This window comes from Nocardioides maradonensis (genome assembly GCF_054777115.1).
Genome location: NZ_BAAHAZ010000001.1, coordinates 238970 through 265100 on the forward strand (window position 1 = coordinate 238970; position 26131 = coordinate 265100).

Genomic DNA, 26131 nt, shown 5'->3' on the forward strand with positions numbered 1-26131 from the left:
AGAACCACCGATGGCCTTGCCCCAGTCTGCCCTGTCCGAGCTGCTCGAGGCGTTCCGTGCCGGTGATGGCGTGGATCTGATCCGCGACTCGGTCCGTGTCGCGCTGCAGGAACTGATCGAGCTCGAAGCGACCGAACGCATCGGCGCCGCACCCTATGAGCGCACCGAGGACCGCACCGCTGAGCGCAACGGTCACCGGTCCCGGATGCTGACCACCAAGGCCGGCGACGTCGAGCTGCGCATCCCCAAGCTCCGCAAGGGCTCGTACTTCCCCTCCATCCTCGAACCCCGCCGCCGGATCGACCAGGCGCTGTACGCGGTGGTGATGGAGGCATACGTCCACGGCATCTCGACCAGAAGCGTCGACGACCTGGTCGACGCGATGGGCGGCACGGGCGTGTCGAAGTCCGAGGTCTCTCGGATCTGCGAGCAGCTCGATGAGTCGGTCGGGGCGTTCCGCACCCGGCCCCTGGACCACACCGCGTTCCCGTACGTCTACCTGGATGCGACCTACCTCCATGTGCGCAACAAGCCGGGCAAGGGCGGCCAGGTCGTCTCGATGGCCGTCGTGGTCGCGACCGGGATCGCTGCCGACGGATCCCGGGAGATCCTGGGCCTGGACGTGGGTGACAGTGAGGACGAGACGTTCTGGCGCGCGTTCCTGCTCAGCCTCAAGCAGCGCGGCCTGCACGGTGTGAAGCTGGTCATCAGCGACCAGCACTCCGGGCTGGTGGCGGCGTTGAAGCGGTCCTTCCAGGGCTCTGGACACCAGCGGTGCCGAGTCCACTTCGCCCGCAACCTGTTGGCCCACGTCCCCAAGACCCACGCCGACATGGTCGCTGCGGTGTTCCGCACGATCTTCGCCCAGCCCGACCCCGAGGCCGTCGCCGCCGCGTGGGACGAGGTCCGTGACCAACTCGCCGCGTCCTTCCCCAAGGTCGGTCCGCTGATGGACGAGGCCAAGGCCGAGGTGCTCGCGTTCACGGCGTTCCCGAAGGCCCACTGGCGCAAGGTCTGGTCGACCAACCCGCTCGAGCGGGTCAACAAGGAGATCAAGCGCCGCTCCCGCGTGGTCGGGATCTTCCCCAATGCCGCGGCCGTGATCCGGCTCGTCGGCGCGGTCCTGATCGACATGCATGACGAGTGGATCGCCGGCGACCGCCGCTACCTCTCAGAAGAGTCCATGGCGCTGCTCAACGACCCCGTGGATACTGGTGAGCACGCCGCCATCGAGAGCGGCGAGTAGGGCACCGAGGATCACCTCAAAGCCCACCACCCCACGGGGCTCTGTCCAAACTGGTTGCGGCTGGGTTGGGCGATGTACCACTGATGTACCAAGGCGACGGAAAGCGGTGCATGGCATCGAAAGTTGTTGGACGACGTTTGCCCAGGTCAAGCTCAATATCCAGACCTTTGCCCCAGTTCGCAGGATCGCCGGCGTCACATGATCAACCTCTGAGGGCAGCAGGCACCCAGCTTGCGAGGTGCCTGCGTCGGCCGAAGAGGTCGAGTGTCCGCGCGGCTGAGCCTGCGACGCTACGGCCGGACGTATCGAGACCTGTCGAAGCACGGCGAGGGGTCAGGACCACGGGTCCTGGCCCCTCGTCCACTTTTGTTGGCCTTCGCTCCACCCGGACGTGGGAGGGCCGGGCCCTGGTCGTCACCGGGGGCGGCCAGGCTGGCGTCGTACCTCAGGACGACCCCAAGGAACGAGCGCACGCCCCATGCCTCGCACGCGCATCGCCGCCCTGTCCCTCCGGCTCACGACCGCACTCGTGGTCGCGCTCTCCGTCGTCGTCTCGGCGCCGGCCGTGGCGCGCGGCGGCTTCGTCGCGCACGCGGCGCGGGCCAGCCCGACGCGCGTGGGCCTGCGCGTCATCTCCTTCAACACCGACTTCGCGGTGAGTCGTCGCCAGTGGGTCGCCGAGATGGACCGGGCCGCGCGCCTCGCTCCGGACGTGCTGCTGGTCCAGGAGGTGCAGTGGCGGGACCGGGTGATCCGCCGGTGGGCGCGCCGGGAGCACTACCGGCTCTGGTACGGCCGCAACGACGAGCACCAGGAGTCCGACGTGCTGCTGCGCTCGGGGCGCCGCTTCGACGTGCGAGGCGTGCGCTACCGGCTCGGATCGGGTGCGGTGACGCGGGCCGACGGCGAGCGGATCCACGCCCGGTACATCCAGACGGTCCGGGTCCGGGACCGCCGGTCGGGACGACGGTTCGCGTTCTCCACCACCCACGTCGTGCCGGAGGTGATGTGGTGGCCGCGCGAGGGCAGCTACCGCGGTGCTCCCGATCCGTTCCGGATCCAGCCCCGCTACGGTACGCCGACGCTCGACGCGGCCGAGGCGCACTACGCGCGCGTCCGGCGGCAGGCGTTGTCCGACGCGGCTGCGGGCTACCTGCCCGTCGTCGGCGGCGACTTCAACGCCGGCGCCCAGTACGAGCCTGCCTGGCGGGGCTTCATGTCCGACGAGCTCGGCGGCTTCATGACCTCGAACCACGCGGCCCTCGGCCGGGTCGGGACCGAGGACGACCCGGTGACCGGCGACCGCAGGTCGATCGACTACGTCTGGGCGCCGACCGGGGACGTGGTGCGGTTCCGCGACGAGCAGGTGGTCCCGGCCGCGTCCGACCACGACATCCTCGTGGTCGACCTCTCCGTCGCCCGGGCCGGCTGACCGGCGGTCAGGGGAGCACGCGGCGCAGGAACTCGCGCGTCCGCGCCTGCTCCGGGTCCCCGAGCACCTGCTCCGGCGGCCCGGCCTCGAGGATCCGTCCGTTGTCGAGGAAGCAGACGGTCGTGGCGACCTCGCGGGCGAAGCTCATCTCGTGGGTGGCGAGCACCATCGTCGTACCGGCGTCGGCGAGGCTGCGCACGATGTCGAGCACCTCGCCGACCAGCTCCGGGTCGAGGGCGGCGGTGATCTCGTCGAGCAGCAGGAGGGCGGGATCGGTGCACAGCGCGCGCACCAGCGCGGCCCGCTGCTGCTGGCCGCCGGAGAGCTGGTCGGGGTGCTTCGCGACGTGCTCGGCGAGGCCGAACCGCTCGAGCAGCCCGGTGGCCTTGACCCGCGCCTCGGCGACCGCTCGGCGGTGCACCTTGCGCGGGGCGAGCGTGCAGTTGTCGAGGACGCTCAGGTGCGGGAACAGGTTGTAGGCCTGGAAGACCATGCCGATGTGGCGACGCACGTCCTGCGGATCGACGAGCGGGTCGGAGATCTCGCGGCCCTGGAACTCGATGATCCCGTCGTCGATCGGCTCGAGCAGGTCCAGGCAGCGCAGCAAGGTCGACTTGCCGGAGCCGGAGGAGCCGATCAGGCACACGACGTCGCCAGGGGAGACCGACAGCGAGACGTCGTCCAGGACGACCCGCGGGCTCCCACCGTGCCGGGGGTAGGTCTTGCGCACGTTGCGCACGTCGAGCAGCGCGGCCATCAGAGGGCTCCTGCCCGCTCGCGCCGGGCCAGGCGGCGCGCGAGCGCGTCGCAGAGGCGTGCCAGCGGCACGGTCATGGCGACGAAAAAGGCGGCCACGACCACGATCGGGGTGAAGTTGAAGTTGTAGTTGCCGTAGTCCGAGGCGGAGAGCAGCGCCTCGGAGACGCCGACCGAGGCGACCAGTGCGGTGTCCTTCTGCAACGACACGAAGTCGTTGAGCAGCGGCGGGATCACCCGTCGTACCGCCTGCGGCACGACGACGTACCGCATGGTCTGGCTCCGGGTCAGCGCGAGCGCCTCGGCGCTCGCGACCTGGGACGGGTGCACCGACTCGATGCCGGACCGGAACACCTCGGCGACGTAGGCCGAGTAGGAGATCACCAGGGCGACCGTCGACCAGAAGAACAGGCTGCTCGGTACGCCGGAGAGCCCGAGCGCCGGCATGCCGAACGCGAACAGGAAGAGCAGGACCAGCGTGGGGATGCCGCGGACGACGTCGGTGTAGACGACGGCGACGCCGCGCAGCGGGACCAGCCACGCGGACCGTGACTGCCGGGCGAGGGCGATCGCCAGCCCGAGCACCAGGATGAGCGGCTCCGCGATGAGGAACATCCGGACGTTGATCCAGAACCCCTTGACGATGCTGGGCAGCGCCGCCCGGGCGTGGTGGGCGTTGAAGAAGGTGTCGCGCACCGTCGGCCAACCCGGCGACACGACGATCGCCGTGATGGTGCCGCCGAGGACGACGACCGTCGTCAGCGAGGCGATGACCAGACGGCGGCGCCGCATCGCCGCACGCGTACGACGTCGGGCGAGCTCGTGCTCGCTCGGCCGCCACTCGGCCGGGGCGGTCGCGCTCACTTCAGGACGGGCACGCTGACGACGTCCGACAGCCACTTCTTCTCGATGGCGGCGAGCGTGCCGTTCTGCTTCAGCTGGCCGAGTGCCCAGTTCACGCACGAGACGAGCGGGTTGCCCTTCTGGAAGAGCATCCCGAACTCCTCCGGCGTACCGCCGTCGTAGGAGAACTGGCCGAGCAGCTCGCTGCCCGGGATCTCCGCCGCGCTGATGTAGAACGCCGTCGGCAGGTCGGCGACGATCGCGTCCACCTGGCCGTTGAGCAGCGCCTGCTTGGCGGCATTGGTGTTCTGGAAGACCAGCGGAGCAGTGGTCGGCTTGATGACGTCGCGGATCGCGGTCAGCGAGGTGGTGCCGGTCTGCGCACCGACCTTGAACTTCGCCAGGTCGGCCAGCGAGGTTGCGCCGGCGGCGGGGCCGTTCTTGAGCACGACCACGGCCTGGGCGGCGGAGTAGTAGCCGTCGGAGAAGTCGACGACCTTGGCCCGGGCCGGGCTGATCGAGATCTGGTTGATGTCGAAGTCGAAGCTCTTCGGGCCCGGCTTGTAGGAGTTGTTGAAGGGGACGGTCACCCACTTCACCTGGTCCTTGGTGAAGCCGAGCTGCTTCGCGACGGCGTACGCGACGGCCGACTCGTAGCCCTTCCCGTTGGTCGGGTCGTTGCCCGAGAACCAGGGGTCGTACGCCGGCGAGTCGGTGCCGACGGTCAGGACGCCGGAGTGGAGCAGGTGGAGCTGGTCGGGGGTGCACTCGGCGGCCGACGCGCTGGAGCTGTCGGTCGCGACCTCCTTGGTCGGCGCGCACGCCGTCGTCGCGGCGATGAGCAGGGCGGCAGCGGCGGGTGCGAGGAGGCGGGTCGTGCGCATGCGCGCATGCTACGGCTCCCCGCCGCTGCAAGAATGACCGCCATGGAGCGCGTGGTCATCATCGGTGGGGGTCCCGGCGGCTACGAGTCGGCGCTGGTCGCCGCACAGCTCGGTGCACAGGTCACCGTCGTCGACAGCGACGGCATCGGCGGCTCGGCCGTGCTCACCGACTGCGTGCCCAGCAAGACGCTCATCGCGACCGCCGAGGTGATGACCGACCTGAGCCACGCGCGCGAGCTCGGGATCATGGTCGAGCCGCCCCGCGTCGACCTCGCCCGCGTCAACCAGCGCGTGAAGAGCCTCGCCCGGGCGCAGTCGGTCGACATCGAGGCCCGGCTCGCCCGCGAGGGCGTGACGGTCGTCCACGGCACGGGACGGCTGGACGGTCCGTCACGGGTGATCGCGACGAGCCCGGACGGCACCCAGACGTCGTACGACGCCGACGCGATCCTCGTCGCCACCGGTGCCGCGCCCCGGACGCTGCCGACCGCCCAGCCCGACGGCGAGCGGATCCTGACCTGGGAGCAGGTCTACGACCTGGCCGACCTGCCCGAGCACATGATCGTGGTCGGCTCCGGTGTCACGGGTGCTGAGTTCGCGAGCGCCTACCAAGCGCTCGGCATCCCCGTGACCCTCGTGTCGTCGCGTGAGCGCATCCTGCCCGGCGAGGACCAGGACGCCGCCCAGGTCCTGGAGGACGTGGCCACCCGTCGCGGCATGACCGTGCTCGGCCAGTCCCGGATGCAGTCGGTGGCCCGCGACGGCGACGTCGTGACGGTGACGCTCGCCGACGGGCGTGAGGTCACCGGGTCGCACTGCATCCTCGCGCTCGGATCCGTGCCCAACACCACGGGACTCGGGCTCGAGGAGGCCGGCGTGCACCTCGACGACGGCGGGTTCGTCGAGGTCGACAAGGTCTCGCGCACCTCCGCCCGCGGTGTGTACGCCGCCGGCGACTGCACCGGCGTCTTCATGCTCGCGTCCGTGGCCGCCATGCAGGGCCGGATCGCGATGTGGCACTTCCTCGGCGACGCCGTCGCTCCGCTGGACCTGCGCGACGTGTCGTCGAACGTCTTCACCTCGCCCGAGATCGCGACCGTCGGGGTGACCCAGAAGCAGGTCGACGCAGGGGAGGCCTTCGCCGAGGTCGTCCTGCAACCGCTCGCCACGAACGCGCGCGCCAAGATGCAGGGCATCACCGACGGATTCGTGAAGCTGTTCATCAGCCCCGGCTCGAGCCGGCTGCTCGGCGGCGTCGTCGTCGGCCCGCGCGCCTCGGAGCTGATCCACCCGATCACGCTCGCGGTCAAGGAGCGCCTCACCGCCGACGAGTTCGCCAACACCTTCACCGTCTACCCGTCGATCAGCGGCTCGATCGCCGAGGCGGCCCGCCGCCTCCACAACGCTTGATGGGTCGAGCGCGTCGCCGCTGATGCTTCCCTCGCCGGGTCCGCCCCGTCGCTGGCGCTCCGGCACGGACCCGGCCTCGGTCGCGCGGCGCCGCGCTGCCGACCCTTGATGGGTCGAGCGCGTCGCCGCTGATGCTTCCCTCGCCGGGTCCGCCCCGTCGCTGGCGCTCCGGCACGGACCCGGCCTCGGTCGCGCGGCGCCGCGCTGCCGACCTCACGCAGGGTCGCCCACTCGCGTAGGGGAAGATGTGCTCATGCGCGTCCACCTCGGCTGCGACCACGCCGGACTCGAGCTCAAGTCGCACCTCACGTCCTGGCTGACCGAGCACGGCTACGAGCCGGTCGACCACGGCCCGTTCGTCTACGACGCGCTCGACGACTACCCGGTCTTCTGCCTGCGTGCGGCCGAGGGCGTCGCGGCCGACCGGGCCAAGGGGTTGGACAGCCTCGGCGTGGTCATCGGCGGCTCGGGCAACGGCGAGCAGATCGCCGCGAACAAGGTCACGGGCATCCGTGCGGCTCTGGCGTGGTCGGAGGAGACCGCTGCGCTGGCGCGTGAGCACAACGACGCCTGGGTCGTCGCCGTCGGCGGCCGGATGCACACCCTCGAGGTGATGACCCGCCTGGTCGAGGTCTTCCTGACCACGCCGTTCACCGGCGAGGAGCGGCACGCCCGGCGGATCGCCATGCTCTCCGACTACGAGACGACCGGTGAGCTCCCCCCGCTCCCGCCGTCGGCGGTCGATGCCTGAGGGGCACACCCTCCACCGCCTGGCCCTGCAGCTCACGGACGTGTTCGGGGGACGTCCGGTCAGGGTCTCCAGCCCGCAGGGGCGCTTCGCCGACTCCGCGGCTCAGCTCGACGGTGGCGTGCTACTGGACGCCGATGCGTGGGGCAAGCAGCTCTTCGCCCGCTTCGACGGTGACCGCTTCATCCACGTCCACCTCGGCCTCTACGGCAAGCTCGACGTCCACGACGACGCGCCCGTGGTGCCCGCGCCGGTGGGCCAGGTGCGGCTGCGGCTGCAGTCGGAGACGGCGTACGCCGACCTGCGCGGAGCCACCACCTGTGCCCTCGTGACCGCGGCCGAGCGCGACGCGGTGATCGCGCGGTCGGGGCCGGACCCGCTGCGCGCCGACGCCGACCCGACGGCGGCCTGGGCCCGGATCAGCCGCAGCAGTGCTCCCATCGGTGTCCTGCTCATGGACCAAACGGTCCTCGCGGGGGTCGGGAACGTCTACCGTGCTGAGGTGCTCTTCCGCCACCGCATCCACCCGCTGCGTCCGGGGCGCACGCTGCGCTCCGGGCAGTGGCAGGCGATGTGGGACGACCTCGTCGTGCTGATGGCCGAGGGCGTGCAGACCGGGCGGATCGACACCGTCCGCCCCGAGCACACCCCCGAGGCGATGGGTCGGCCGCCGCGGGTCGACGACCACGGCGGCGAGGTGTACGTCTACCGGCGTACCGGACAGCCGTGCCTGGTCTGCGGCCGCAAGGTCAGCACCGAGGTGCTCTCGGGGCGCAACGTCTTCTGGTGCAGCCGCTGTCAGCCGGCCTTCCGCTCGAGGGCCGTGCGGTGATCGGTGAGGGCCGGCGCTGGTTCGTCAGCGAGCGCGGCATCCTCGTCGTGCTCTGCCTCGCGTCCGCCGCCGCCGCGGGCGCGATCGTGCTGCGGCCGGAGAAGGTCCCGATCAACCTGGTGTTCGCGCCGATCGTGCTGGCCGTCCTGTTCCTGAGCAACCGGACCCTGCAGTGGTACGCCGTCGTCCAGCTCTGCACGCTCGCCGTCGCGGTCGCCTCCGCGTCCCTGCAGATCACCTTCACGACCCGCACCACGGTCGGCATCCCGGTCATGTTCCTGCTCACCGTCACGGTGTTCCTCGTCGCGCGCGGACCCGGACGTCTCGGAGTCGCGCGGCTGAGGGGGGAGTCGATGTTGGTCGACCTGAGGGACCGGATCCTGGCGCAGGGCGAGATCCCGCCGCTGCCCGACCAGTGGCTGGTCGACTCGGCGCTGTCGTCGGCGGGCGGATCGCCGTTCGCCGGCGACTTCGTGGTCGCGACCCGCCGCGACCACGGGCACCGGCTCGAGCTGGCGGTGGTCGACGTGTCCGGCAAGGGCGAGGCGGCCGGCACCCGGGCGCTGCAGCTCTCCGGCGCGATGGGCGGCCTGCTCGGTGCGATGCCCGCCGCCGAGTTCCTCGGCGCGGCCAACGACTACCTGCTCCAGCGCGTCTGGGAGGAGGGGTTCGCCACCGCGGTCCACCTCTCGCTCGACCTGGAGACCGGCGCCTTCGAGGTCCGAGGCGCCGGCCACCCGCCGGCCGCCCAGCGGCACGCCGGTTCGGGGCGCTGGCAGATCCTGCGCACCGAGGGCCCTGTGCTGGGCGTCCTCGAGGACGTCTCGTACGACGCCTGCCACGGCCGCCTCGGGCCCGGCGACTCGCTCGTGCTCTACACCGACGGCATGGTCGAGGAGCCGCGCCGCGACATCGAGCTCGGTATCGACGCGATGCTCGGCGAGGCGGAGTCGCTGCTGCGCCGCTCCTGGGACGGCCTCGCCGCGCGCCTCGTCGCCGCGGTCGGCTCGCCCGAGGACGACCGGGCGCTGCTGGTGGTCCACCGCCGCCCGTGACGGGTCCTGCGGGTCGGGGCGACAGGACTCGAACCTGCGGTCTCCTGCTCCCAAAGCAGGCGCGCTAGCCACTACGCTACGCCCCGCGAAACCGCCTCTGACCTGCGACATCGCATGTCATTTGCGGTCTCTGGAGGGGATGACGGGAATCGAACCCGCGTCATCAGTTTGGAAGACTGAGGCTCTACCATTGAGCTACATCCCCGGAGGATCCGTCGCCGGATCGCGTGCTCATCCTTCCACACGCGCCGACGCGATCCCCACTCGGCACGCACCCGTGCAGCCCGTGGTCCCTGGCGCCCACCTGCCCCCCACATGCAGGCGGGCGCCGTGCACCCGATTCCAGCGTTCCCGGGGCGTCCGGTGCGAGCGCACGCGTGTTCCCGGACGAAGTCCGGACGGCTCCGGACGGCGGCCACTAGGCTGAGCGCCGTCGTCTCGGGCAGGTGGCACGGGAGGGCGATCGATGACGTCGGCAGATGCGAAGCCGGTCGAGAGGCGGCGCTGGGACGCGCTGGTGGCGCGGCTCCAGGAGCGGCGGGCAGGGGTCGGGAACCCGTCGTACGGCGAGATCGCGGAGCGCGTCGCCGCTGCCCGCGAGCTCGCGGGTGCCACGCCGCACGCCGCGCGCGTCGCGAAGAGCACCGTGTACGACGCCTTCCGGCCTGGCCGGGCGCGGATCAACCTGGAGCTCGTCCGGGAGATCGCCGCGGTGCTGGGCGCGCACCCGTGCGACGTCGACGCCTGGGTCGAGGAGTGCGCGCAGCAGCCGGAGCAGCCGTGCCCCGACCCGGTGGTGCCCGAGGCCGCGCGACCGTCGGTCACGGCGACCGTCGTGGTGCTGATCGGGTGCCTGGGCCTCAACCTGCTCGGGCGCGCGGTCGTCGACTGGCTGCACCTGCCGATCTACCTGGACATGGTCGGCACGGCCGTCGCCGCGCTGGCGCTCGGCCCGTGGCTGGGCGCCCTGGTCGGCGGATCCACGAACGTCGCCGGCGCGCTGATCAGCGGCTGGGACTCCTTCCCGTTCGCGGTCGTCAACGTCGCGGGTGCCCTGGTGTGGGGGTACGGCGCACGCCGTCTCGGCCGGGACCTGCCGCGGTTCTTCCTGCTCAACCTGCTCGTGGCGCTGGTCTGCTCGCTGATCGCCGTGCCCATCCTGGTGTTCGTGTTCGGCGGCTCGGTCGGCGCCGGCCAGGACACGATCACCCAGACCTTCCTGGAGCTCGGCAACGGCCTGCTCGAGGCGGTCGGCTTCTCGAACCTGCTCACCTCGGGTGCGGACAAGATGATCAGCGGGTTCATCGCGCTGGTCGTGGTGACCTCGCTCCCGACCGCGTTCCGCCGGCTCTTCCCCCTGGCCCAGAAGCTCCACGACTGACCCTGGCAGGATCCTCGCCGTGGAGCACTGCTCGGTCCTCGCGGCCGCCCGCGAGGAGTCGATGGTCGGCACCGCCTTCACCGAGCGCGGCCTCCTCCTCGTCGAGCAGCCCGGGGCCTGGGGGCGGAAGGGCCTCGCCGACTCCGACCTCGACCACGCCGTGGCGGCCGAGCTGCAGCGGCGCGCGGACGCCGCCGACCTCCGGCTGCTGGCGGTACGCCGTCCGGACGGCGCCAACCGCGAGGCGGTCGCCGGCGGACGGTCGTGGGCGGTGCGACCGGCCGGGTCGACCACCCTGTCGTGGGGGCGGTTCGGCGACGACGCCGACCTGCTCGACCTAGCCCTCGACGGGTCGGTGGGGACGCCGGCCGAGGAGCCGACGTACCTCGTCTGCACCCACGCCAAGCGGGACGTCTGCTGCGCCCTGTTCGCGCGGCCGATCGCGGCGGCGCTCGCGGCGCTGCGCCCCGGTCACGTGTGGGGCTGCAGCCACACCGGCGGCCACCGGTTCGCCCCCGTGGTCGTCGCGGTGCCGGCGGGCGGCGCGACCCTGGTGTACGGCCGGGTCGGGACCGACGTGGTCGCGGACCTGGTCGCGGCCACCGACGCGGGCCGGGTGCTGCCCGACCTGCTGCGCGGCGTCGCCGGCCACCCGGGACACGTCCAGGCGGCGCTCGCGCACGCGCTCGACGAGCACACGGTGCCCGCCGACTGGACCGTGCGCGGTGTCGACCCGGTGGCCGCGGGGGAGTGGCGGGTGCGGCTCGACGGCCCCTCGCCGCTGACGCTGGACGTCCGCGCCCGCACCGACCTCGAGCCGATGGTCAGCTGCGGCAAGCCCGAGCCCTCCGAGCAGACGCACTACGCGGTGTCCACGGCATCGCGCTGAATCGTTCGGCCGCCCCCTCCGCGGGTAGTGTGGGCCAGTCTGAATCACCGGGGCGTGAGCACCTGACCGCCCCACCCACCGACCAGTAGGAGAACACCTGTGAAGAGCGCCGTCGAGACCTTGAGCCCGACCCGGGCCAAGCTGACCGTCGAGGTGCCCTTCGAGGAGCTCAAGCCGAGCCTCGACGCGGCGTACCAGAAGATCGCGAAGCAGATCAACGTCCCCGGCTTCCGCCGCGGCAAGGTCCCGCCGCAGGTCATCGACCGCCAGGTCGGCCGCGGCGTCGTGCTCGACGAGGCCGTCAACGACGTGCTGCCGAAGGCCTACACCGAGGCGCTGCAGGAGAACAAGATCACCCCGCTCGCGCAGCCGGAGATCGAGGTCACCAAGCTCGACGACGCCGAGGGCCTGGCCTTCACCGCCGAGCTCGACGTGCTGCCCGCGTTCGAGGTCCCGGCGTACGACGGCCTCGAGGCCTCCGTCGAGGACATCGAGGTCTCCGACGAGGACGTCGAGGAGCAGGTCCAGGCGCTCCGCGAGCGCTTCGGCACCCTGGCCGACGTCGAGCGTCCCGCGCAGGACGGCGACTTCGTCGTCATCGACCTGGCCGCCACCCAGGACGGCGAGCCGGTCGAGGGCGCCGAGATCAGCGGCTTCTCCTACAAGGTCGGCAACGGCGGCATGATCGACGGTCTCGACGAGGCCCTCGTCGGCCTGTCCGCCGGCGAGTCCACGACCTTCACCTCGCAGCTGGTCAACGGCGACGCCGTCGGCCAGGACGTCGAGGTCGCGGTCACCGTCACCCAGGTCCAGGAGCAGGAGCTCCCCGAGCTCGACGACGACTTCGCCCAGGACGCCTCCGAGTTCGACACCCTGGCCGAGCTCAAGGACGACGTCCGCGAGCGCCTCACCCGCGGTCAGCGGCTCGAGCAGGCGGCCGCGGCGCGCGACGCCGTCCTCGAGGCGCTGCTGGAGAAGGTCGAGATCCCGCTGCCCGAGTCCCTCGTCACCGAGGAGCTCAACTCGCGTCGTCAGTCCGTCGAGCAGCAGCTCGCGTACGGCGGCATGACCCTCGAGAAGTACCTCGAGGACGAGGGCCAGACCCAGGAGGAGTTCGAGGCCGACCTCGAGCGCCGGGTCCGCGACTCGATCGCCGCGCAGTTCATCCTCGACGACATCGCGGAGAAGGAGGAGCTGGGCGTCGACCAGAACGAGCTCACCCAGCACATGATCCGCCGCGCCCAGCAGTCCGGCCAGGACCCGCAGGAGTTCGTCAACCACATGCTCGAGCACAACCACGTGCCCGAGCTGGTCGCCGAGATCCGCCGCGGCAAGGCCCTGGCCCAGCTGGTCGAGGGCGCGGTCGTCAAGGACGCCTCCGGCAACGTGGTCGAGCTGAAGACCCTCCTGCCGGACGGTACCTACGCCGACCCGGCCGCCGAGGTCGAGGAGACCGAGGCGGCTGCCGAGGAGACCGAGGCTGCCGAGGCTCCGGCCGAGGCCTGATCACGTCCCCGCGGGTGAGCTTGTGAACCCGCGGCCCAGGACGGGAGATCGAGTAGCGCCGCTGCCGAGGAACGAGGCAGCGAGGCGTGTATCGAGATCCCTCCGATTCCGTACGACGGTCCCTCATCCTCCGGGGTGGGGGGCCGTCGGCCTTCTCGGCGGGCTATGAGTGTACGAGTGTGCACTGAATCGACTACCCTCCTGCCATGACCACCCCGACCGGCCCCACCGTCCTCGACGCGCTGTCCCTGGGCGCCCAGGCGGCCAACGACGTCATCGTGGACACGGCCCGGGACACCCACACCGCCATCGCGCGCCGGGTGCACGGCATCGTGGGGCGCCTCGTCGGACCGGCGGCGCTGCCCGTCGAGGTCCTGCACCTCGGCATCGCCGGCGCGGTCTACGGGAGCATCGGGCTCACCCTCAAGGGCGCCAGCGTCGGTCTCGACCGGGCCGCGGCGGCCGGGCTCGGTCCGCAGCTCGAGGACACCCCGCGCGGTCGCTTCGTGAACGCCGCCGCCAACGGACTGATCGGCGACGAGATCCTGCGCGAGCGTCCCCAGCTCGCCATCCCGCTCGCGGTCCGCCACGAGGGCCGCGACGTGGACCTCCACCTCCCGGCCGACGTCCGCCGCGCCTTCCCGAGCGCCACCGGGAAGCTTGTGGTGTTCCTGCACGGGCTCTGCGAGAACGAGTCGTACTGGAGCTACCACCGCGACCGCACCGGGACGACGTACGCCGAGACCCTCATCCCGCACGGGTGGACGCCCGTGTTCCTCCGGGCCAACACCGGCCTCCCGCTGCGGCACAACGGGGTGGCCCTCGCCTCGCTGATGCAGCAGGTCGTCGACGTCTGGCCGACGGAGGTGGACCGGATCGTCCTGGTCGGCCACTCGCTCGGCGGGCTCATCATCCGTGCGGCCTCCGCCGTCGTGGCGGACGGCGACGCCCCGGCGCCCTGGACCCGCAAGGTCACCGACGTGATCACCCTGAGCACCCCGCACCTCGGCTCCTGGTTCGCCGTGATCGCCGACCACGCCAGCCGGATGTCGTCGCGGGTGCCCGAGGTGGCCGCGTTCGGGCGGATCATCGACCGGCAGGCCGCCGGCATCCACGACCTGATCGAGGGGCTGGGCGAGGACGTCCCCGCGCTCCCGCACGCGCGCTACCGGCTGGTGACGGCCAGCCTCACCTGGTCGCCACGGCACCCGATGGCCCGGGCCATCGGCGATCTGCTGGTGACGCCGCGCTCGGCCGCGGGCCAGGACCGGACCCGCGACCTCTTCCCCGAGGGCGAGGTGCTCCACGTCGGTCGCAGCGACCACTTCTCCGTGCTCAACCACCCCGAGGTCGCCGCCGCCCTGCTGCGCTGGCTCCGATGAGCCAGGCGGGCTGAGTACCGCTGCGCAGGCACGCCGCCGCGTCGCTCACGACGCTGGTGGCATGAGCACCGACACGGCCCGCCCCGACGCCCGCACCCGCCTGATCATCCAGACCGTTGCCGTCTTCTCGACCCTGTTCGGCATCGTCGAGACCGGCGTGGGCGCGCTCGCGCTGGTGGCGGCGGTCAGCACGCCCGACGACCCGTGGAACATCCTCGCCTACGCCGTCGCCGTGGTGGTGGGCGCGCCGGGACTCATCGGGCTGGTCACCGGCGTGGCGGCGTTTCGGGTCCGTCGTACCGACGTGGCCGGCTGGCTCGTCGCGGTCTCCGGGGTCGTCGTCCTGGTGCCGGGCGCGGTCATCCTCTCCTTCGGCTGACCCGCGGGGCGCCCGCGACCGTGACTGCGGCCGTGGGGCCGCCGTACCGAATCTGCTGTCGGCGAACAGAGGGCGAGAACGCGTGGCTCGGGCCTCCTCGACGGCTAGCCTCACCTGCGTGAGCCTGAATCCCGAGACCACCGCACCCCAGATGAATGGGGCGGCGGGCATGAGCTTCCTCGACGACAACATCTACAGCCGGCTGCTGCGGGAGCGGATCGTGTTCCTCGGCTCGGAGGTGCGCGACCAGAACGCCAACGCGATCTGCGCCCAGCTGCTGCTGCTCTCGGCCGAGGACCCCGAGGCCGACATCTTCCTGCACATCAACAGCCCCGGTGGCTCCGTCGACGCCGGCATGGCGATCTACGACACCATGAACTACATCCCCAACGACGTCGCGACCGTGGGCATGGGCCTGGCCGCCTCGATGGGCCAGTTCCTGCTCTGCGCGGGTGCCAAGGGCAAGCGCTACGCGCTGCCGCACGCGCGGATCATGATGCACCAGCCGTCCTCCGGCATGGGCGGCTCGGCGTCCGACATCAAGATCCAGGCCCAGCAGTCGCTGCACATCAAGAAGGTGCTGCTCGAGCTCATCTCCGAGCACACCGGCCAGCCCATCGAGCAGGTCATCGAGGACGCCGACCGCGACCGCTGGTTCACCGCCCAGGAGGCACTCGATTACGGCCTGGTCGACCAGGTCATCAAGAGCGCCAAGGAAGCCACCAGCGAGGGCCGCCCGGCCCACAAGAAGGACTGACGATGAACTACTACATCCCGCAGTGGGAGGAGCGTACGTCGTACGGCTTCCGCCGGATCGACCCCTACGCCAAGCTGTTCGAGGACCGGATCATCTACCTCGGCACCCCGATCTCCGACGACGTCGCGAACGCCGTCATCGCCCAGCTGATGTGCCTGGAGTCGATGAACCCCGACCAGGACATCAGCATCTACATCAACAGCCCGGGCGGCTCGTTCACCGCGCTGACGGCCATCTACGACACGATGCAGTTCATCAAGCCGGACGTCTCCACCGTGTGCATCGGGCAGGCGGCCTCCGCGGCGGCGATCCTGCTCGCGGCCGGCACCCGCGGCAAGCGGATGGCGCTGCCCAACAGCCGGATCCTGATCCACCAGCCCTACACCGAGGGCACCTTCGGCCAGACCTCGGACATCGAGATCCAGGCCAACGAGATCCTCCGGATGCGCGAGCTGCTCGAGAAGATGATCAGCGACCACTCCGGCAAGACGGTCGAGGAGGTCAGCCGCGACATCGAGCGCGACAAGATCCTCACCTCGCAGCAGGCCCTCGAGTACGGGCTCATCGACTCGGTGGTCGAGTCGCGCAAGCAGACCCCCGCACTCACCTGACCAGAACTCCACACGCCGGTCCCTGACCGGCCGATCAGAACACGACGAGCGTCCCGACGTACCCCCGTGTCACGCTCCCCTCCGGGAGCGGCACGGGGTACCGTCGGGGAGTTCACACCCAAGGAGGACCGCCCGTGGCTCGCATCGGTGACGGAGGCGACCTGCTCAAGTGCTCTTTCTGCGGAAAGAGCCAGAAGCAGGTCAAGAAGCTGATCGCCGGCCCCGGCGTCTACATCTGCGACGAGTGCATCGATCTCTGCAACGAGATCATCGAGGAGGAGCTCGCCGAGGGCTCCGACGTCGAGCTCGCCGAGCTGCCGAAGCCCAAGGAGATCTTCGAGTTCCTCAACTCCTACGTCATCGGCCAGGAGCAGGCGAAGAAGACCCTCGCGGTCGCGGTCTACAACCACTACAAGCGGGTCCAGGCCGGCGTCTCGCCGGTCAGCGGCAAGCACTCCAAGGACGAGACCGTCGAGGTCGCCAAGTCCAACATCCTCGTCATCGGCCCGACCGGCTGCGGCAAGACCTACCTCGCCCAGACCCTGGCCCGGATGCTCAACGTGCCGTTCGCGATCGCGGACGCCACCGCGCTCACCGAGGCCGGCTACGTCGGCGAGGACGTCGAGAACATCCTGCTCAAGCTGATCCAGGCCGCCGACTACGACGTCAAGAAGGCCGAGACCGGCATCATCTACATCGACGAGATCGACAAGGTGGCCCGCAAGGCGGAGAACCCCTCGATCACGCGCGACGTGTCCGGTGAGGGCGTCCAGCAGGCGCTGCTGAAGATCATCGAGGGCACCACCGCCTCGGTCCCGCCGCAGGGCGGCCGCAAGCACCCCCACCAGGAGTTCATCCAGATCGACACCACGAACATCCTGTTCGTCGTCGGCGGTGCCTTCGCCGGTCTGGAGCACATCATCGAGCAGCGGGTCGGCAAGAAGACGCTGGGCTTCACCGCCGAGGTCAACAGCCAGGCCGAGAAGGACGCCGAGGACCTGCTGGCGCAGGTGCGCCCCGAGGACCTCACCAAGTTCGGCCTGATCCCGGAGTTCATCGGCCGGCTGCCGATGATCGCGAGCGTCAACAAGCTCGACCGCCCCGCGCTGGTCGAGATCCTCACCGAGCCGCGCAACGCGCTGGTGAAGCAGTACCAGAAGCTCTTCGAGCTCGACGGTGTCGAGCTGGAGTTCAGCGAGGACGCCATCGACGCGATCGCCGAGAAGGCCCTGGAGCGCAAGACCGGTGCCCGCGGCCTGCGCGCCATCATCGAGGAGACCCTGCTCTACTCGATGTACGACGTGCCCTCCCGCGGCGACGTCGAGAAGGTCATCGTCACCCGTGAGGTGGTCGACGAGGAGGCCGAGCCGACCCTGGTCCTGAGGAAGCCCAAGAAGAAATCGGCCTAGCGCCTTCGGAGCTCTTCCTGGAGCCCGCTGGAAGTCTCGCATCCGAGACGGAAGGCGGGCTCCGGTGCTTTCCGGGTGGCCGCGCTCACACCTTCAATGGTGACCGCGGCCGAGTGCGTCGGCCGCTGAACCGGAGGTCATCATGACGAAGGCGTCGAGCGTCGAGCGGCGCACCATCGAGGCGATCCCTGCCGCGGAGCGGCACGGCTCGCCGCGCAACCAGTTCACGCTGTGGATGGGTGCCAACCTGCAGATCACCGCGGTGGTCGACGGCGCCCTCGCCGTGGTCTTCGGCGCGGACGCCTGGTGGGCCATCCTCGGCCTGTTGGTGGGCAACTGCGTGGGCGGCGCCGTGATGGCCCTGCACTCGGCGCAGGGGCCGCGGCTCGGCCTGCCGCAGATGATCTCGAGCCGCGCCCAGTTCGGGGTGTACGGCGCCGTCGTACCCCTCGTGCTCGTGATCCTGATGTACCTCGGCTTCACCGCCACCGGCACGGTGCTGTCCGGGCAGGCCATCAACGCCTTCCTGCACGTCCACACGCCCGCGATCGGCATCGTCGTGTTCATCGCGCTCGTCGCCGTCATCGCGATCCTGGGCCACGACCTGATCCACCAGGTCGGCCGGGTCGCGTCGGTGCTCGGGATCCTCGGCTTCGGCTTCCTCGCGATCCGGCTCTTCGCCACCCACGACGTCGGCGCGGCCGTCGCCCACCCGCACTTCGCCTTCGTGCCCTTCCTGCTGGCCGTCTCCCTGGGCGCCGGCTGGCAGCTGACCTTCGGGCCGTACGTCGCCGACTACTCGCGCTACCTCCCGGCCGACACCCCGGCCCGCTCCGTCTTCTGGAGCACCTTCGCCGGCACCGTGCTCGGCTCGCAGATCTCGATGACCTTCGGCGTGCTCGTCGCGGCCGTGGCCGGCGACGCCTTCCTGGGCAGCCAGGTCGGCTGGCTCGGTGGCCTGGCAGGTCCCGCGGTCCTCGGCGCGCTCATCTACCTGCTGATCGTCGTCGGCAAGCTGACCGTGACCTGCCTGAACGCCTACGGCAGCTTCATGTGCGCCAGCACGATCGTCACCGGCTTCACCGGCCGGCAGCAGGTCGGCAGCCGGATGCGTGCGGTGTTCGTGCTCGCCGTCCTGGCGGTGTCGATGGGCATCGCCCTGTGGGCCACGCACGACTTCCTGGCGAACTTCAAGAACTTCGTCCTGCTGCTGCTCATGGTGTTCACGCCGTGGAGCGCGATCAACCTGACCGACTACTACCTGATCTCCAAGGAGCAGGTGGACATCCCGGCTCTCTACGACCCGAACGGCCGCTACGGCCGGTTCAACGTCGTCGCGATCACGACGTACGTCGTCGGCATCCTCGCGCAGGTCCCGTTCCTCGCGCAGACGCTCTACACCGGCCCGCTGACCGACAAGCTCGGGGGAGCCGACGTCTCCTGGATCGTCGGCCTGGTCGTGCCCGCGGTCCTGTACCACGCCTGGGCGTCACGCCGGAACGTCGCTCCGGCCGCCACGGTCCCGATGCCGGAGCCGGTGGTCAGCGCACGGTGACCGGTCGGTAGCGCCACCGGCCGACCCGGTCAGGCCTCGTCGGCGACCTCGGCCACGACGCTCAGCTCGGTGGCGTCCTCGGCGACCGTGAAGACCAGGTCACCGACCACGTTGCCGGCGCGGCGCAGGTCCTCGGCCGCGGACTCGGCGTCCTTGACCAGCTTCGCGGGACCCGTGATCTCGACCTTGGCGAGCGGGGCGCGCATCTTGACCTTGGCCTGCGACTTGGCACCGCGGATGCCGGACAGGGCCGCGGCCACGGCGTCGATCGCGTGCCCGTCCGCGGCGGCGGCCGAGCCCAGCTCGGACACCACCGGCCACGACGCGAGGTGGACCGACCCCGGCTGCCACCAGGACCACACCTCCTCGGTCACGTACGGCAGGAAGGGCGCGAGCAGCCGGAGCTGGACCTGCAGCGCGAAGGCCAGGGTCGCGCGGGCCGACTCGGAGGCGAGGCCGCCCTCGGCGTCGTACGCCCGCTCCTTCACCAGCTCGACGTAGTCGTCGCAGAACTCCCAGAAGAACTTCTCGGTGACCTCGAGCGCGGTCGTGTAGTCGTAGGCGTCGAAGGCGTCGGTCGCCTTGCGGATCACGCCGGCCAGGCGGCCGATGAGCGCGACATCGACGGGCTCGCTGACCGTGGCGGGGGAGTACGCCGAGGCGCCCACCCGGCCGAGCACGAAGTTCGACGCGTTGAGGACCTTCATGGCCAGCCGGCGGCCGACCTTCATCTGGGTCTCGTCGAAGGGCGAGTCCAGGCCCGGGCGGGCGATCGCCGCACGCCAGCGGACGGCGTCGGCGCCGTACTTGTCGAGGATCTCGTTCGGGACGACGACGTTGCCCTTGGACTTCGACATCTTCTTGCGATCGGGGTCCACGATGAACCCGGAGATCATCGCGTGCGACCACGGGACGGCGTGGTTCTCGAAGTGCGCGCGGACGACGCGCGAGAACAGCCAGGTGCGGATGATGTCGTGCGCGTGGGTGCACAGGTCCATCGGGAAGACGCGCTGCCAGAGGTCCTCGTCGGTCGACCAGCCGCCGGCGATGTGCGGGGTGAGCGAGGAGGTCGCCCAGGTGTCCATGACGTCGGGGTCGCCGATGAAGCCGCCCGGCTTGCCGCGCTGCTCCTCGGTGTAGCCGCTCGGCGCGGTCGTCGACGGGTCCACGGGGAGCTGCTCCTCGGTCGGCAGCAGCAGCCGGGTGTAGTCCGGCTCGCCGTCGGCGTCGAGGGGGTACCAGACCGGGAACGGGATGCCGAAGAAGCGCTGGCGGCTGATCAGCCAGTCACCGTTCAGGCCGCCGACCCAGTTGTCGAAGCGGTGCTTCATGTGGGCCGGGATCCAGTCGATCTCGGCGCCGCGGGCGAGCATCGCGTCGCGGGTGGCCGCGTCGCGGCCGCCGTTCTTCAGGTACCACTGGCGGGTCGAGACGATCTCGAGCGGCTTGTCGCCCTTCTCGTAGAAGTTCGCCATCCGCTGGGTCGGCTTCGGGTCGCCGTCCAGGTCGCCGGTCTCGCGCAGCTTGGCCACGGTCGCCTCGCGGGCGGAGTGGACGGTCAGCCCCTTGAGGTCCTCGTACGCCGCCGACGCCTGCTCCGAGCTCAGCCACTCCGGGGTGTCGCGCAGGAAGCGGCCGTCGCGGCCGATGACCGTGCGGACCGGGAGCTGCAGCTCGCGCCACCACTGCACGTCGGTGAGGTCACCGAAGGTGCAGCACATCGCGATGCCGGCGCCCTTGTCCTTCTCGGCGGCGGGGTGCGCGAGCACGGGGATCTCCACGCCGAAGACGGGCGAGGTGACGGTGGTGCCGAAGAGCTCCTGGTAGCGCTCGTCGTCCGGGTGCGCGATCAGCGCGACGGCGCTCGCGATCAGCTCGGGTCGCGTCGTCTCGACGTACACCCTTTCACCCTCAGTGCCGTCGGGCATGATCCTGTGGTAGCCGACGCGGTGGTAGGCACCCGGGTAGTCACGCGCCTCGAGCTCGGCCTGCGCGACCGCGGTCTGGAAGGTGACGTCCCACAGGGTCGGCGCCTCCTGCAGGTAGGCCTCGCTGCGCGCGAGGTTGCGCAGGAAGGCGCGCTGCGACACGGCCTGGGCGTGCTTGCCGATGGTCGTGTACGTCGTGTCCCAGTCGACCGAGAGGCCGAGCGTGCGCCACAGCTCCTCGAAGACCTTCTCGTCCTGCTCGACGAGGCGCTCGCACAGCTCGATGAAGTTCGGCCGGGAGATCGGGATCTGCTTCTTGGGGTCCGGCTTCTCCGGAGGCTCGAAGGACGCGTCGTAGGGCAGCGATGGGTCGCAGCGCACGCCGAAGTAATTCTGGACGCGGCGCTCGGTGGGCAGGCCGTTGTCGTCCCAGCCCATCGGGTAGAAGACCGACTTGCCGGTCATCCGCTGGTAGCGCGCGATGACGTCGGTGTGGGTGTAGGAGAAGACGTGGCCGACGTGGAGCGAGCCGGAGACCGTCGGCGGGGGCGTGTCGATGGCGTAGACGTTCTCCCGGGGCTGGGTCCGGTCGAACCGGTACGTCGCGTCCGCCTTCCAGCGGGCCGCCCACTTCTCCTCCAGACCCTCCAGGGCCGGCTTCTCGGGTACCGACACGGCGGGCCTGGTCGCCGCCGTGGTCTCCGGTGCCGGTGTCTCCTGGGTGTCGCTCATGGGCACAAATCCTAGAGTGACCGGCCCTGGGGGTTGAATTCGCCTTCTATCCTCGACGGATGCGTCGGACCGTCACCGCCCTCGCCCTGACCGTCGTGACCGCGTTGGGGGCCTCGGTGGCGAGCCCCTCGGCGTACGCCGCGACCTCGATCACGCTGGAGGGGCGCGGCAACGGCCACGGTCACGGGATGTCCCAGTACGGCGCGCAGGGGGCCGCCAAGAAGGGTCTGCGCTACGACCAGATCCTGGCGTTCTACTACCCGAACACGTCGTGGGGCACGGCGACGGGGGCCATCTCCGTGCTGATCACCGCGGACACCACCACGGACGTGGTGGTCGGTGCGCGCCCCGGGCTGACGATGCGCGCGCTGTCCTCGAACCGCACCCGCAGGCTCGCCCGGAGCGGGGCGAAGCGCTGGAAGATCATTCCTGCCAACGGCGGGAGGTCCAGCCGTCTGATGGTGCTGACCGGCTCGTGGCACACGGTCACGACCTTGCCGGGGGCGGCGGAGTTCAGCGCGGGCGGTGCCCCGATGCGGCTGTACCTGCCCGGTGGGTCGTCGCGGACGTACCGCGGTGCGCTCCGCTCCGTGGGTGGCTCGAGCCGCGACACGGTGAACGTGGTGTCGCTGGAGACCTACCTGCGCGGCGTCGTACCTCGGGAGATGCCGGCGAAGTGGCAGCCCGCGGCGGTGCAGGCCCAGGCGGTCGCGGCGCGCACGTACGCAGCGTTCGAGCGGGGCGAGTCGCTGCACACGGGTTTCCAGGTGTACGACGACACCCGCGACCAGGTGTACGGCGGCGCCGATGCGGAGTACCCCGACTCCGATGCCGCCGTGCGGGCGACCGCCGGGCGTGTGCTCACCTACGGCGGCGCGCCCGCGTTCACGCAGTTCTCGGCGAGCGACGGAGGCTGGACCGTGGACGGGGGCACGCCCTACCTGGTCGCGCAGCAGGACCCCTACGACAGCTACCCCGGCTATCCGGGCGCCGGCAGCTGGGACGTCACCCTGCAGGGGTCGGCGATCCGGGCTGCCGTCCAGCGGTACTACAAGATCGACATCGGCGCGTTCGTCGGGATCGACACCATCGCCCGCGACGGCAAGGGTTCCTGGGGCGGGCGCGTCACGTCGCTGAGGATCGTGGGGGCCACGACCTCGAGGACGGTGTCGGGAGACGTGTTCCGGTCGATGATGGGCCTGAAGTCGACCCTCTTCCACCTGGTGTGACGCAACCGCGGGTGACGTCGGCGCGGTCGACTCGTTGACGAGGACATGCGCCCCTCGATCGCACTGCTGCTCGCCGTTCCCTTCCTCGCCACCGTGCCGGCCCCCGCGGCCCACGCCGCGACCACCGAGTACTGCCACGGCAAGGTCGCGAACATCGTGGGGACCGACGGCAACGACACCACCTCGACCGTGACCGGCACGCACAACCCACTCGGTGACGTCGTGTGGCTGGGCCCGGGCAACGACACCTACCTCGGCGGGACCGGCAACGACATCATCTGCGGTGGGGCGGGTGACGACGCCATCGACGGCAGCCTCGGCAACGACCTGATCGACGGTGGCACCGGCAACGACTACCTCGTCGCGGACGCGGGCGACGACCAGGTCATCGGCGGTGGCGGCACCGGCGACGTGCTCACCTACCTCGGTGCGTCGGCCGGCATCACCGTGGACGGGGCCGCCGGCACCGTCGACGGAGACGGCCACGACACCTACACGGGAGTCGAGCGCATCCGCGGCACCCGGTTCGCCGACCGGATGATCGGCGGCGACGAGACCGACTGGTTCGAGGGCGAGGGCGGCAACGACTACCTCAGCGGTGGCGGCGGGAACGACGTCCTGTTCGACAACGCCGGCCAGGTGTACGGCGGCGCGGGCGACGACGTCGTCGTGGTGTGGGGCGGCGTCGGCCACGGCGGTCCGGGCAACGACACCATGCGGCTGCGCAACACCGGCACCGGCTACGGGGACGGCGGAAACGACCTGTTCTACGTGGGGCGCTCGCACCCGATCGCGTACGGCGGCGCGGGCAACGACACGTTCGCGATGCGCTCGGTGAACTACGGCTCGAACCTTCACGGCGGCACGGGCGGGAACGCCCTGACCTTCCACCAGTTCAAGTCCGGCGTGCGGGTCGACCTCGCCGCCGGGACCGCGAGCTGGAACGGCCACCACCTCACCTTCGACCACATCTCGGCCGTCTCCGGCACGGCGCACGACGACTTCCTCGCCGGCACGTCCGGCGTCAACCTCATCTCCGGCGAGGCCGGCAACGACACGATCCTCGGCCGTGCCGGCAACGACATCCTCGTCGGCGGGCGTGGCCGTGACCGGATCGACGGCGGCGCCGGCGGCGACGTGTGCAGCGGCGAGGTCCTCAAGGCCTGCGAAGCCGCCTGAGGCGTACGCCGCCCGCGCCGGTCAGCCGGCCAGGAACTCCTCGAGCAGTCCCGGGGTCGCCGCGCGGGCGAGGGTGACGGCGTCGGTGACGGGCACGTCCCTGACCTCGATCCGGCCGCCTCCGCCCGCCGTGGTCGCGGCGACGGTGACGAGGCCGACGCGCCGCTGGAACCAGGTGGCGCGCAGGTTCCAGCCGATCACGTGGCTGTCGCCGAGGATCTCGCGGCGCCGGGTGAGCGACCCCGACCGCATCACCACGTGGTTCTCGAGGTGGGCGTGGCCGAGGCCGCGGGCGCGGTCGGCGGCGAGGCCGAGGGCGACGAGCACGGCCGCGACGCCGAGGGTGCCGAGCGCCGCCGGTGCGCCGGCGACGACCGCGATCGTGGTGCCGAGCACGACCGGGCTGGCCGCCATCAGCGCGCGGGTGTAGCGACGGGTGGTCGCACGGGGGCCGTGCCCGATCAACGGGCCCGTGACCGGTACCCCGGAACCCACGACCGCCGTGGCGGCGGCGAGCGTGGTGCTTCGAGGTGTCGGGGGCAGCAGCGTCGTCGAGCTCTCCTGGCTGCGGCGCAGCCCCGTGACGATCGCCTTGAGGCGGCCGCCGCGCGCGAGCCGGAGCGGGAGGGCCTCGCCGATGCCGACGCCCGCGAGCCGGTCGGCGTCGATGCTGGTCTCGCGGTGGGTGACCATGCCGCGGCTGACGTGCCAGGTCTCCGCGCGCCGAGTCAGCAGGAACCCGCCGTTGGTGACCAGGTACGCGACGACGTACAGCAGGAGCAGGAGGAGGGGCGCAGCCACGGCCATGGTGATCAGCAGCGGCCTGACCCGCTCGAGCTGGTCTTGGCTGAGGTGGACGTGGCCCAGGTACGGCGACACCGCACCGAACAGCGCGCCGATGGCCACGAGCACCGTGCTGGTGAACGGCGCGTACCAGAGCCAGCGCGGCTCGAAGCGGGCCACCACGATCTCGGTGGGCACGAACGGCTGGGCCAGCGCGTTCCAGGTCGGCCGCTCGGACGGGTCACCGGTGTGCGGCGCCTCGAGCAGGCGTCGGCGCAGGTCCGCGGCCTGGCCGCGGGGGAGCGAGTCGAGCTTGATCCGGTTGTCCTCCCCGGACGCGACGCTGCCGGTGCCGACGACGAGGGTGGCGAGGCCGAGCACCCGGTGGATCGGGGTGGCCGTCAGGTCGACGGTGCGGACCCGGTCGATCGGGGTCGACAGCCGGTGGCGGGCGAGGAGCCCGTGGCTGAGCTCGACGCGGTCGGCGGTGACCCGGTAGCGGGTGGTGAGGTAGCGCACGACGCCCAGGGACACCGGGAGCCCCACACCCAGCAGTGCCCACGGCCCGTCGGTCAGCCGGCCGGTGACGAGCAGGCCGAGCAGGACCGGCACGAACCGGCCGAGCTCCTTGATCGGGTGGACCAGCAGCATCCGCGGATCGAGGCGCTCCCAGGCGGGCTCCCCGACGGTCTGCGCGGTCACGTCGCGTCGCCCTCGACCAGGTCGGCCTTCCGGGTCAGGTCGTCGACCAGCCGCAGCGCCACGTCCCGGTCCAGCCCCTCGATCCGCAGCGCGCCGGCGGCCGAGGCGGTCGTGACGGTCACCGTCGCCAGCCCGAACAGCCGGGCGAGCGGTCCCTGGGCGAGGTCGACGGTCTGCACCCGCGACATCGGCGCGATGCGTCGCTCGCGCGCCCACCAGCCGCGCTGGGTGTAGACGGCGGTCTCCGTGGCCTCCCAGCGGTGCACCCGGTAGCGCCAGACGGGGATGCCGACGGCCTGCACGGCGCCGAGCAGCGCGGCAACGGCGACGAGCGCCCAGCCCCACGGCTGGTCGAGCCAGATCGCCACCGCCACGATCGCCGCGACGGTGACCGCCAGGCCGACGACCGCGCCCTCGACGATCCAGAGGGTGCGGGCGCGCGGGCTGACCCGGTGGGCGGGGTCGCGGAGGTCGGGGCTCACGCCGCGACCCTATGACGGTGC

At 71.2% G+C, this 26131-nt stretch carries 23 protein-coding genes and 2 tRNA genes; 17 read left to right on the plus strand and 8 right to left on the minus strand.

What is annotated here, in order from left to right:
• The first annotated feature begins 10 nt into the window (after positions 1-10).
• The gene (locus ACYVAQ_RS00990; RefSeq protein WP_460786551.1) at positions 11-1246 is read left to right on the plus strand and encodes an IS256 family transposase; all 1236 of its coding nucleotides are present in this window, start codon (positions 11-13) and stop codon (positions 1244-1246) included.
• A gap of 478 nt (positions 1247-1724) precedes the next feature.
• Positions 1725-2678 carry an endonuclease/exonuclease/phosphatase family protein gene (locus ACYVAQ_RS00995; RefSeq protein WP_460786552.1) on the plus strand — a complete coding sequence of 318 codons (954 nt, stop codon included), beginning with the start codon at positions 1725-1727 and terminating at the stop codon, positions 2676-2678.
• A gap of 7 nt (positions 2679-2685) precedes the next feature.
• Here the strand turns inward: ACYVAQ_RS00995 and ACYVAQ_RS01000 are convergent, their stop codons facing one another.
• From ACYVAQ_RS01000 to ACYVAQ_RS01010, 3 genes are read right to left on the minus strand one after another with little or no spacing between them, the layout of a single operon-like run.
• Positions 2686-3435, minus strand: coding sequence for an amino acid ABC transporter ATP-binding protein (locus tag ACYVAQ_RS01000; protein WP_460786553.1), 750 nt, complete (start codon positions 3433-3435; stop codon positions 2686-2688).
• Complete coding sequence (locus ACYVAQ_RS01005; protein WP_460786554.1) at positions 3435-4298, minus strand: amino acid ABC transporter permease; 864 nt, start codon at positions 4296-4298, stop codon at positions 3435-3437. Before ACYVAQ_RS01005 ends, ACYVAQ_RS01000 begins: the two co-directional genes overlap by 1 nt.
• On the minus strand, positions 4295-5161 hold the full coding sequence (locus ACYVAQ_RS01010) for an ABC transporter substrate-binding protein (RefSeq protein WP_460786555.1): 867 nt from the start codon (positions 5159-5161) through the stop codon (positions 4295-4297). The genes ACYVAQ_RS01005 and ACYVAQ_RS01010 overlap by 4 nt, the downstream gene beginning before the upstream one ends.
• Before the next feature lie 42 nt (positions 5162-5203).
• Here ACYVAQ_RS01010 and ACYVAQ_RS01015 point away from each other — a divergent pair, with 42 nt between their 5' ends.
• The 4 genes from ACYVAQ_RS01015 to ACYVAQ_RS01030 all read left to right on the plus strand — a co-directional run bounded on the left by ACYVAQ_RS01015 (position 5204) and on the right by ACYVAQ_RS01030 (position 9206).
• Positions 5204-6571, plus strand: coding sequence for an NAD(P)H-quinone dehydrogenase (locus tag ACYVAQ_RS01015; RefSeq protein WP_460786556.1), 1368 nt, complete (start codon positions 5204-5206; stop codon positions 6569-6571).
• 253 nt (positions 6572-6824) lie between these two features.
• Positions 6825-7322: a ribose-5-phosphate isomerase gene (locus ACYVAQ_RS01020; RefSeq protein ID WP_460786558.1), complete on the plus strand. Its 498-nt coding sequence runs from the start codon at positions 6825-6827 to the stop codon at positions 7320-7322.
• Positions 7315-8151: an Fpg/Nei family DNA glycosylase gene (locus ACYVAQ_RS01025; protein ID WP_460786559.1), complete on the plus strand. Its 837-nt coding sequence runs from the start codon at positions 7315-7317 to the stop codon at positions 8149-8151. The genes ACYVAQ_RS01020 and ACYVAQ_RS01025 overlap by 8 nt, the downstream gene beginning before the upstream one ends.
• The gene (locus tag ACYVAQ_RS01030; protein WP_460786560.1) at positions 8106-9206 is read left to right on the plus strand and encodes a PP2C family protein-serine/threonine phosphatase; all 1101 of its coding nucleotides are present in this window, start codon (positions 8106-8108) and stop codon (positions 9204-9206) included. Before ACYVAQ_RS01025 ends, ACYVAQ_RS01030 begins: the two co-directional genes overlap by 46 nt.
• 13 nt (positions 9207-9219) lie before the next feature.
• On the opposite strand, the gene ACYVAQ_RS01035 is transcribed toward ACYVAQ_RS01030, so the two are convergent.
• Positions 9220-9292 (minus strand) — tRNA-Pro (locus ACYVAQ_RS01035).
• A gap of 45 nt (positions 9293-9337) precedes the next feature.
• Positions 9338-9411 (minus strand) — tRNA-Gly (locus tag ACYVAQ_RS01040).
• Positions 9412-9672: 261 nt separating this feature from the next.
• Here ACYVAQ_RS01040 and ACYVAQ_RS01045 point away from each other — a divergent pair.
• From ACYVAQ_RS01045 to ACYVAQ_RS01085, 9 genes are all read left to right on the plus strand, one after another.
• Entirely contained in the window at positions 9673-10587 is a 915-nt protein-coding gene (locus ACYVAQ_RS01045; RefSeq protein ID WP_460786561.1) for an ECF transporter S component, read from the plus strand.
• A 19-nt stretch (positions 10588-10606) separates the two neighbouring features.
• Positions 10607-11476, plus strand: a complete 870-nt coding sequence (locus tag ACYVAQ_RS01050) for a sucrase ferredoxin (RefSeq protein ID WP_460786562.1) — start codon at positions 10607-10609, stop codon at positions 11474-11476.
• A gap of 99 nt (positions 11477-11575) precedes the next feature.
• A complete protein-coding gene (gene tig, locus ACYVAQ_RS01055) occupies positions 11576-12982 on the plus strand; it encodes a trigger factor (protein WP_460786563.1) in 1407 nt (468 codons plus the stop codon).
• A 206-nt stretch (positions 12983-13188) separates the two neighbouring features.
• The gene (locus ACYVAQ_RS01060; RefSeq protein WP_460786564.1) at positions 13189-14364 is read left to right on the plus strand and encodes an alpha/beta fold hydrolase; all 1176 of its coding nucleotides are present in this window, start codon (positions 13189-13191) and stop codon (positions 14362-14364) included.
• A gap of 61 nt (positions 14365-14425) precedes the next feature.
• Positions 14426-14743: a hypothetical protein gene (locus ACYVAQ_RS01065; protein WP_460786565.1), complete on the plus strand. Its 318-nt coding sequence runs from the start codon at positions 14426-14428 to the stop codon at positions 14741-14743.
• A gap of 151 nt (positions 14744-14894) precedes the next feature.
• Positions 14895-15500, plus strand: a complete 606-nt coding sequence (locus ACYVAQ_RS01070; RefSeq protein ID WP_460786709.1) for an ATP-dependent Clp protease proteolytic subunit — start codon at positions 14895-14897, stop codon at positions 15498-15500.
• A 2-nt stretch (positions 15501-15502) separates the two neighbouring features.
• Positions 15503-16111 carry an ATP-dependent Clp protease proteolytic subunit gene (locus ACYVAQ_RS01075; RefSeq protein ID WP_460786566.1) on the plus strand — a complete coding sequence of 203 codons (609 nt, stop codon included), beginning with the start codon at positions 15503-15505 and terminating at the stop codon, positions 16109-16111.
• Positions 16112-16245: 134 nt separating this feature from the next.
• Positions 16246-17520: an ATP-dependent Clp protease ATP-binding subunit ClpX gene (gene clpX, locus ACYVAQ_RS01080; RefSeq protein WP_460786567.1), complete on the plus strand. Its 1275-nt coding sequence runs from the start codon at positions 16246-16248 to the stop codon at positions 17518-17520.
• Between the two features lie 142 nt (positions 17521-17662).
• Positions 17663-19075, plus strand: a complete 1413-nt coding sequence (locus ACYVAQ_RS01085; RefSeq protein WP_460786568.1) for a purine-cytosine permease family protein — start codon at positions 17663-17665, stop codon at positions 19073-19075.
• A 29-nt stretch (positions 19076-19104) separates the two neighbouring features.
• Here ACYVAQ_RS01085 and valS read toward each other — a convergent pair whose 3' ends face one another.
• Entirely contained in the window at positions 19105-21735 is a 2631-nt protein-coding gene (valS, locus tag ACYVAQ_RS01090; protein ID WP_460786569.1) for a valine--tRNA ligase, read from the minus strand.
• 59 nt (positions 21736-21794) lie between these two features.
• Here valS and ACYVAQ_RS01095 point away from each other — a divergent pair, with 59 nt between their 5' ends.
• Together ACYVAQ_RS01095 and ACYVAQ_RS01100 are read left to right on the plus strand one after the other, a co-directional pair.
• Positions 21795-22964 (plus strand): SpoIID/LytB domain-containing protein, encoded by a 1170-nt coding sequence (locus ACYVAQ_RS01095; protein ID WP_460786571.1) that lies wholly within the window; start codon positions 21795-21797, stop codon positions 22962-22964.
• Between the two features lie 45 nt (positions 22965-23009).
• Positions 23010-24143, plus strand: a complete 1134-nt coding sequence (locus ACYVAQ_RS01100; RefSeq protein WP_460786573.1) for a calcium-binding protein — start codon at positions 23010-23012, stop codon at positions 24141-24143.
• Positions 24144-24164: 21 nt separating this feature from the next.
• On the opposite strand, the gene ACYVAQ_RS01105 is transcribed toward ACYVAQ_RS01100, so the two are convergent.
• Positions 24165-25628 carry a PH domain-containing protein gene (locus tag ACYVAQ_RS01105; protein WP_460786576.1) on the minus strand — a complete coding sequence of 488 codons (1464 nt, stop codon included), beginning with the start codon at positions 25626-25628 and terminating at the stop codon, positions 24165-24167.
• Positions 25625-26110: a PH domain-containing protein gene (locus ACYVAQ_RS01110; protein WP_460786577.1), complete on the minus strand. Its 486-nt coding sequence runs from the start codon at positions 26108-26110 to the stop codon at positions 25625-25627. Before ACYVAQ_RS01110 ends, ACYVAQ_RS01105 begins: the two co-directional genes overlap by 4 nt.
• Positions 26111-26131 lie beyond the last annotated feature (21 nt).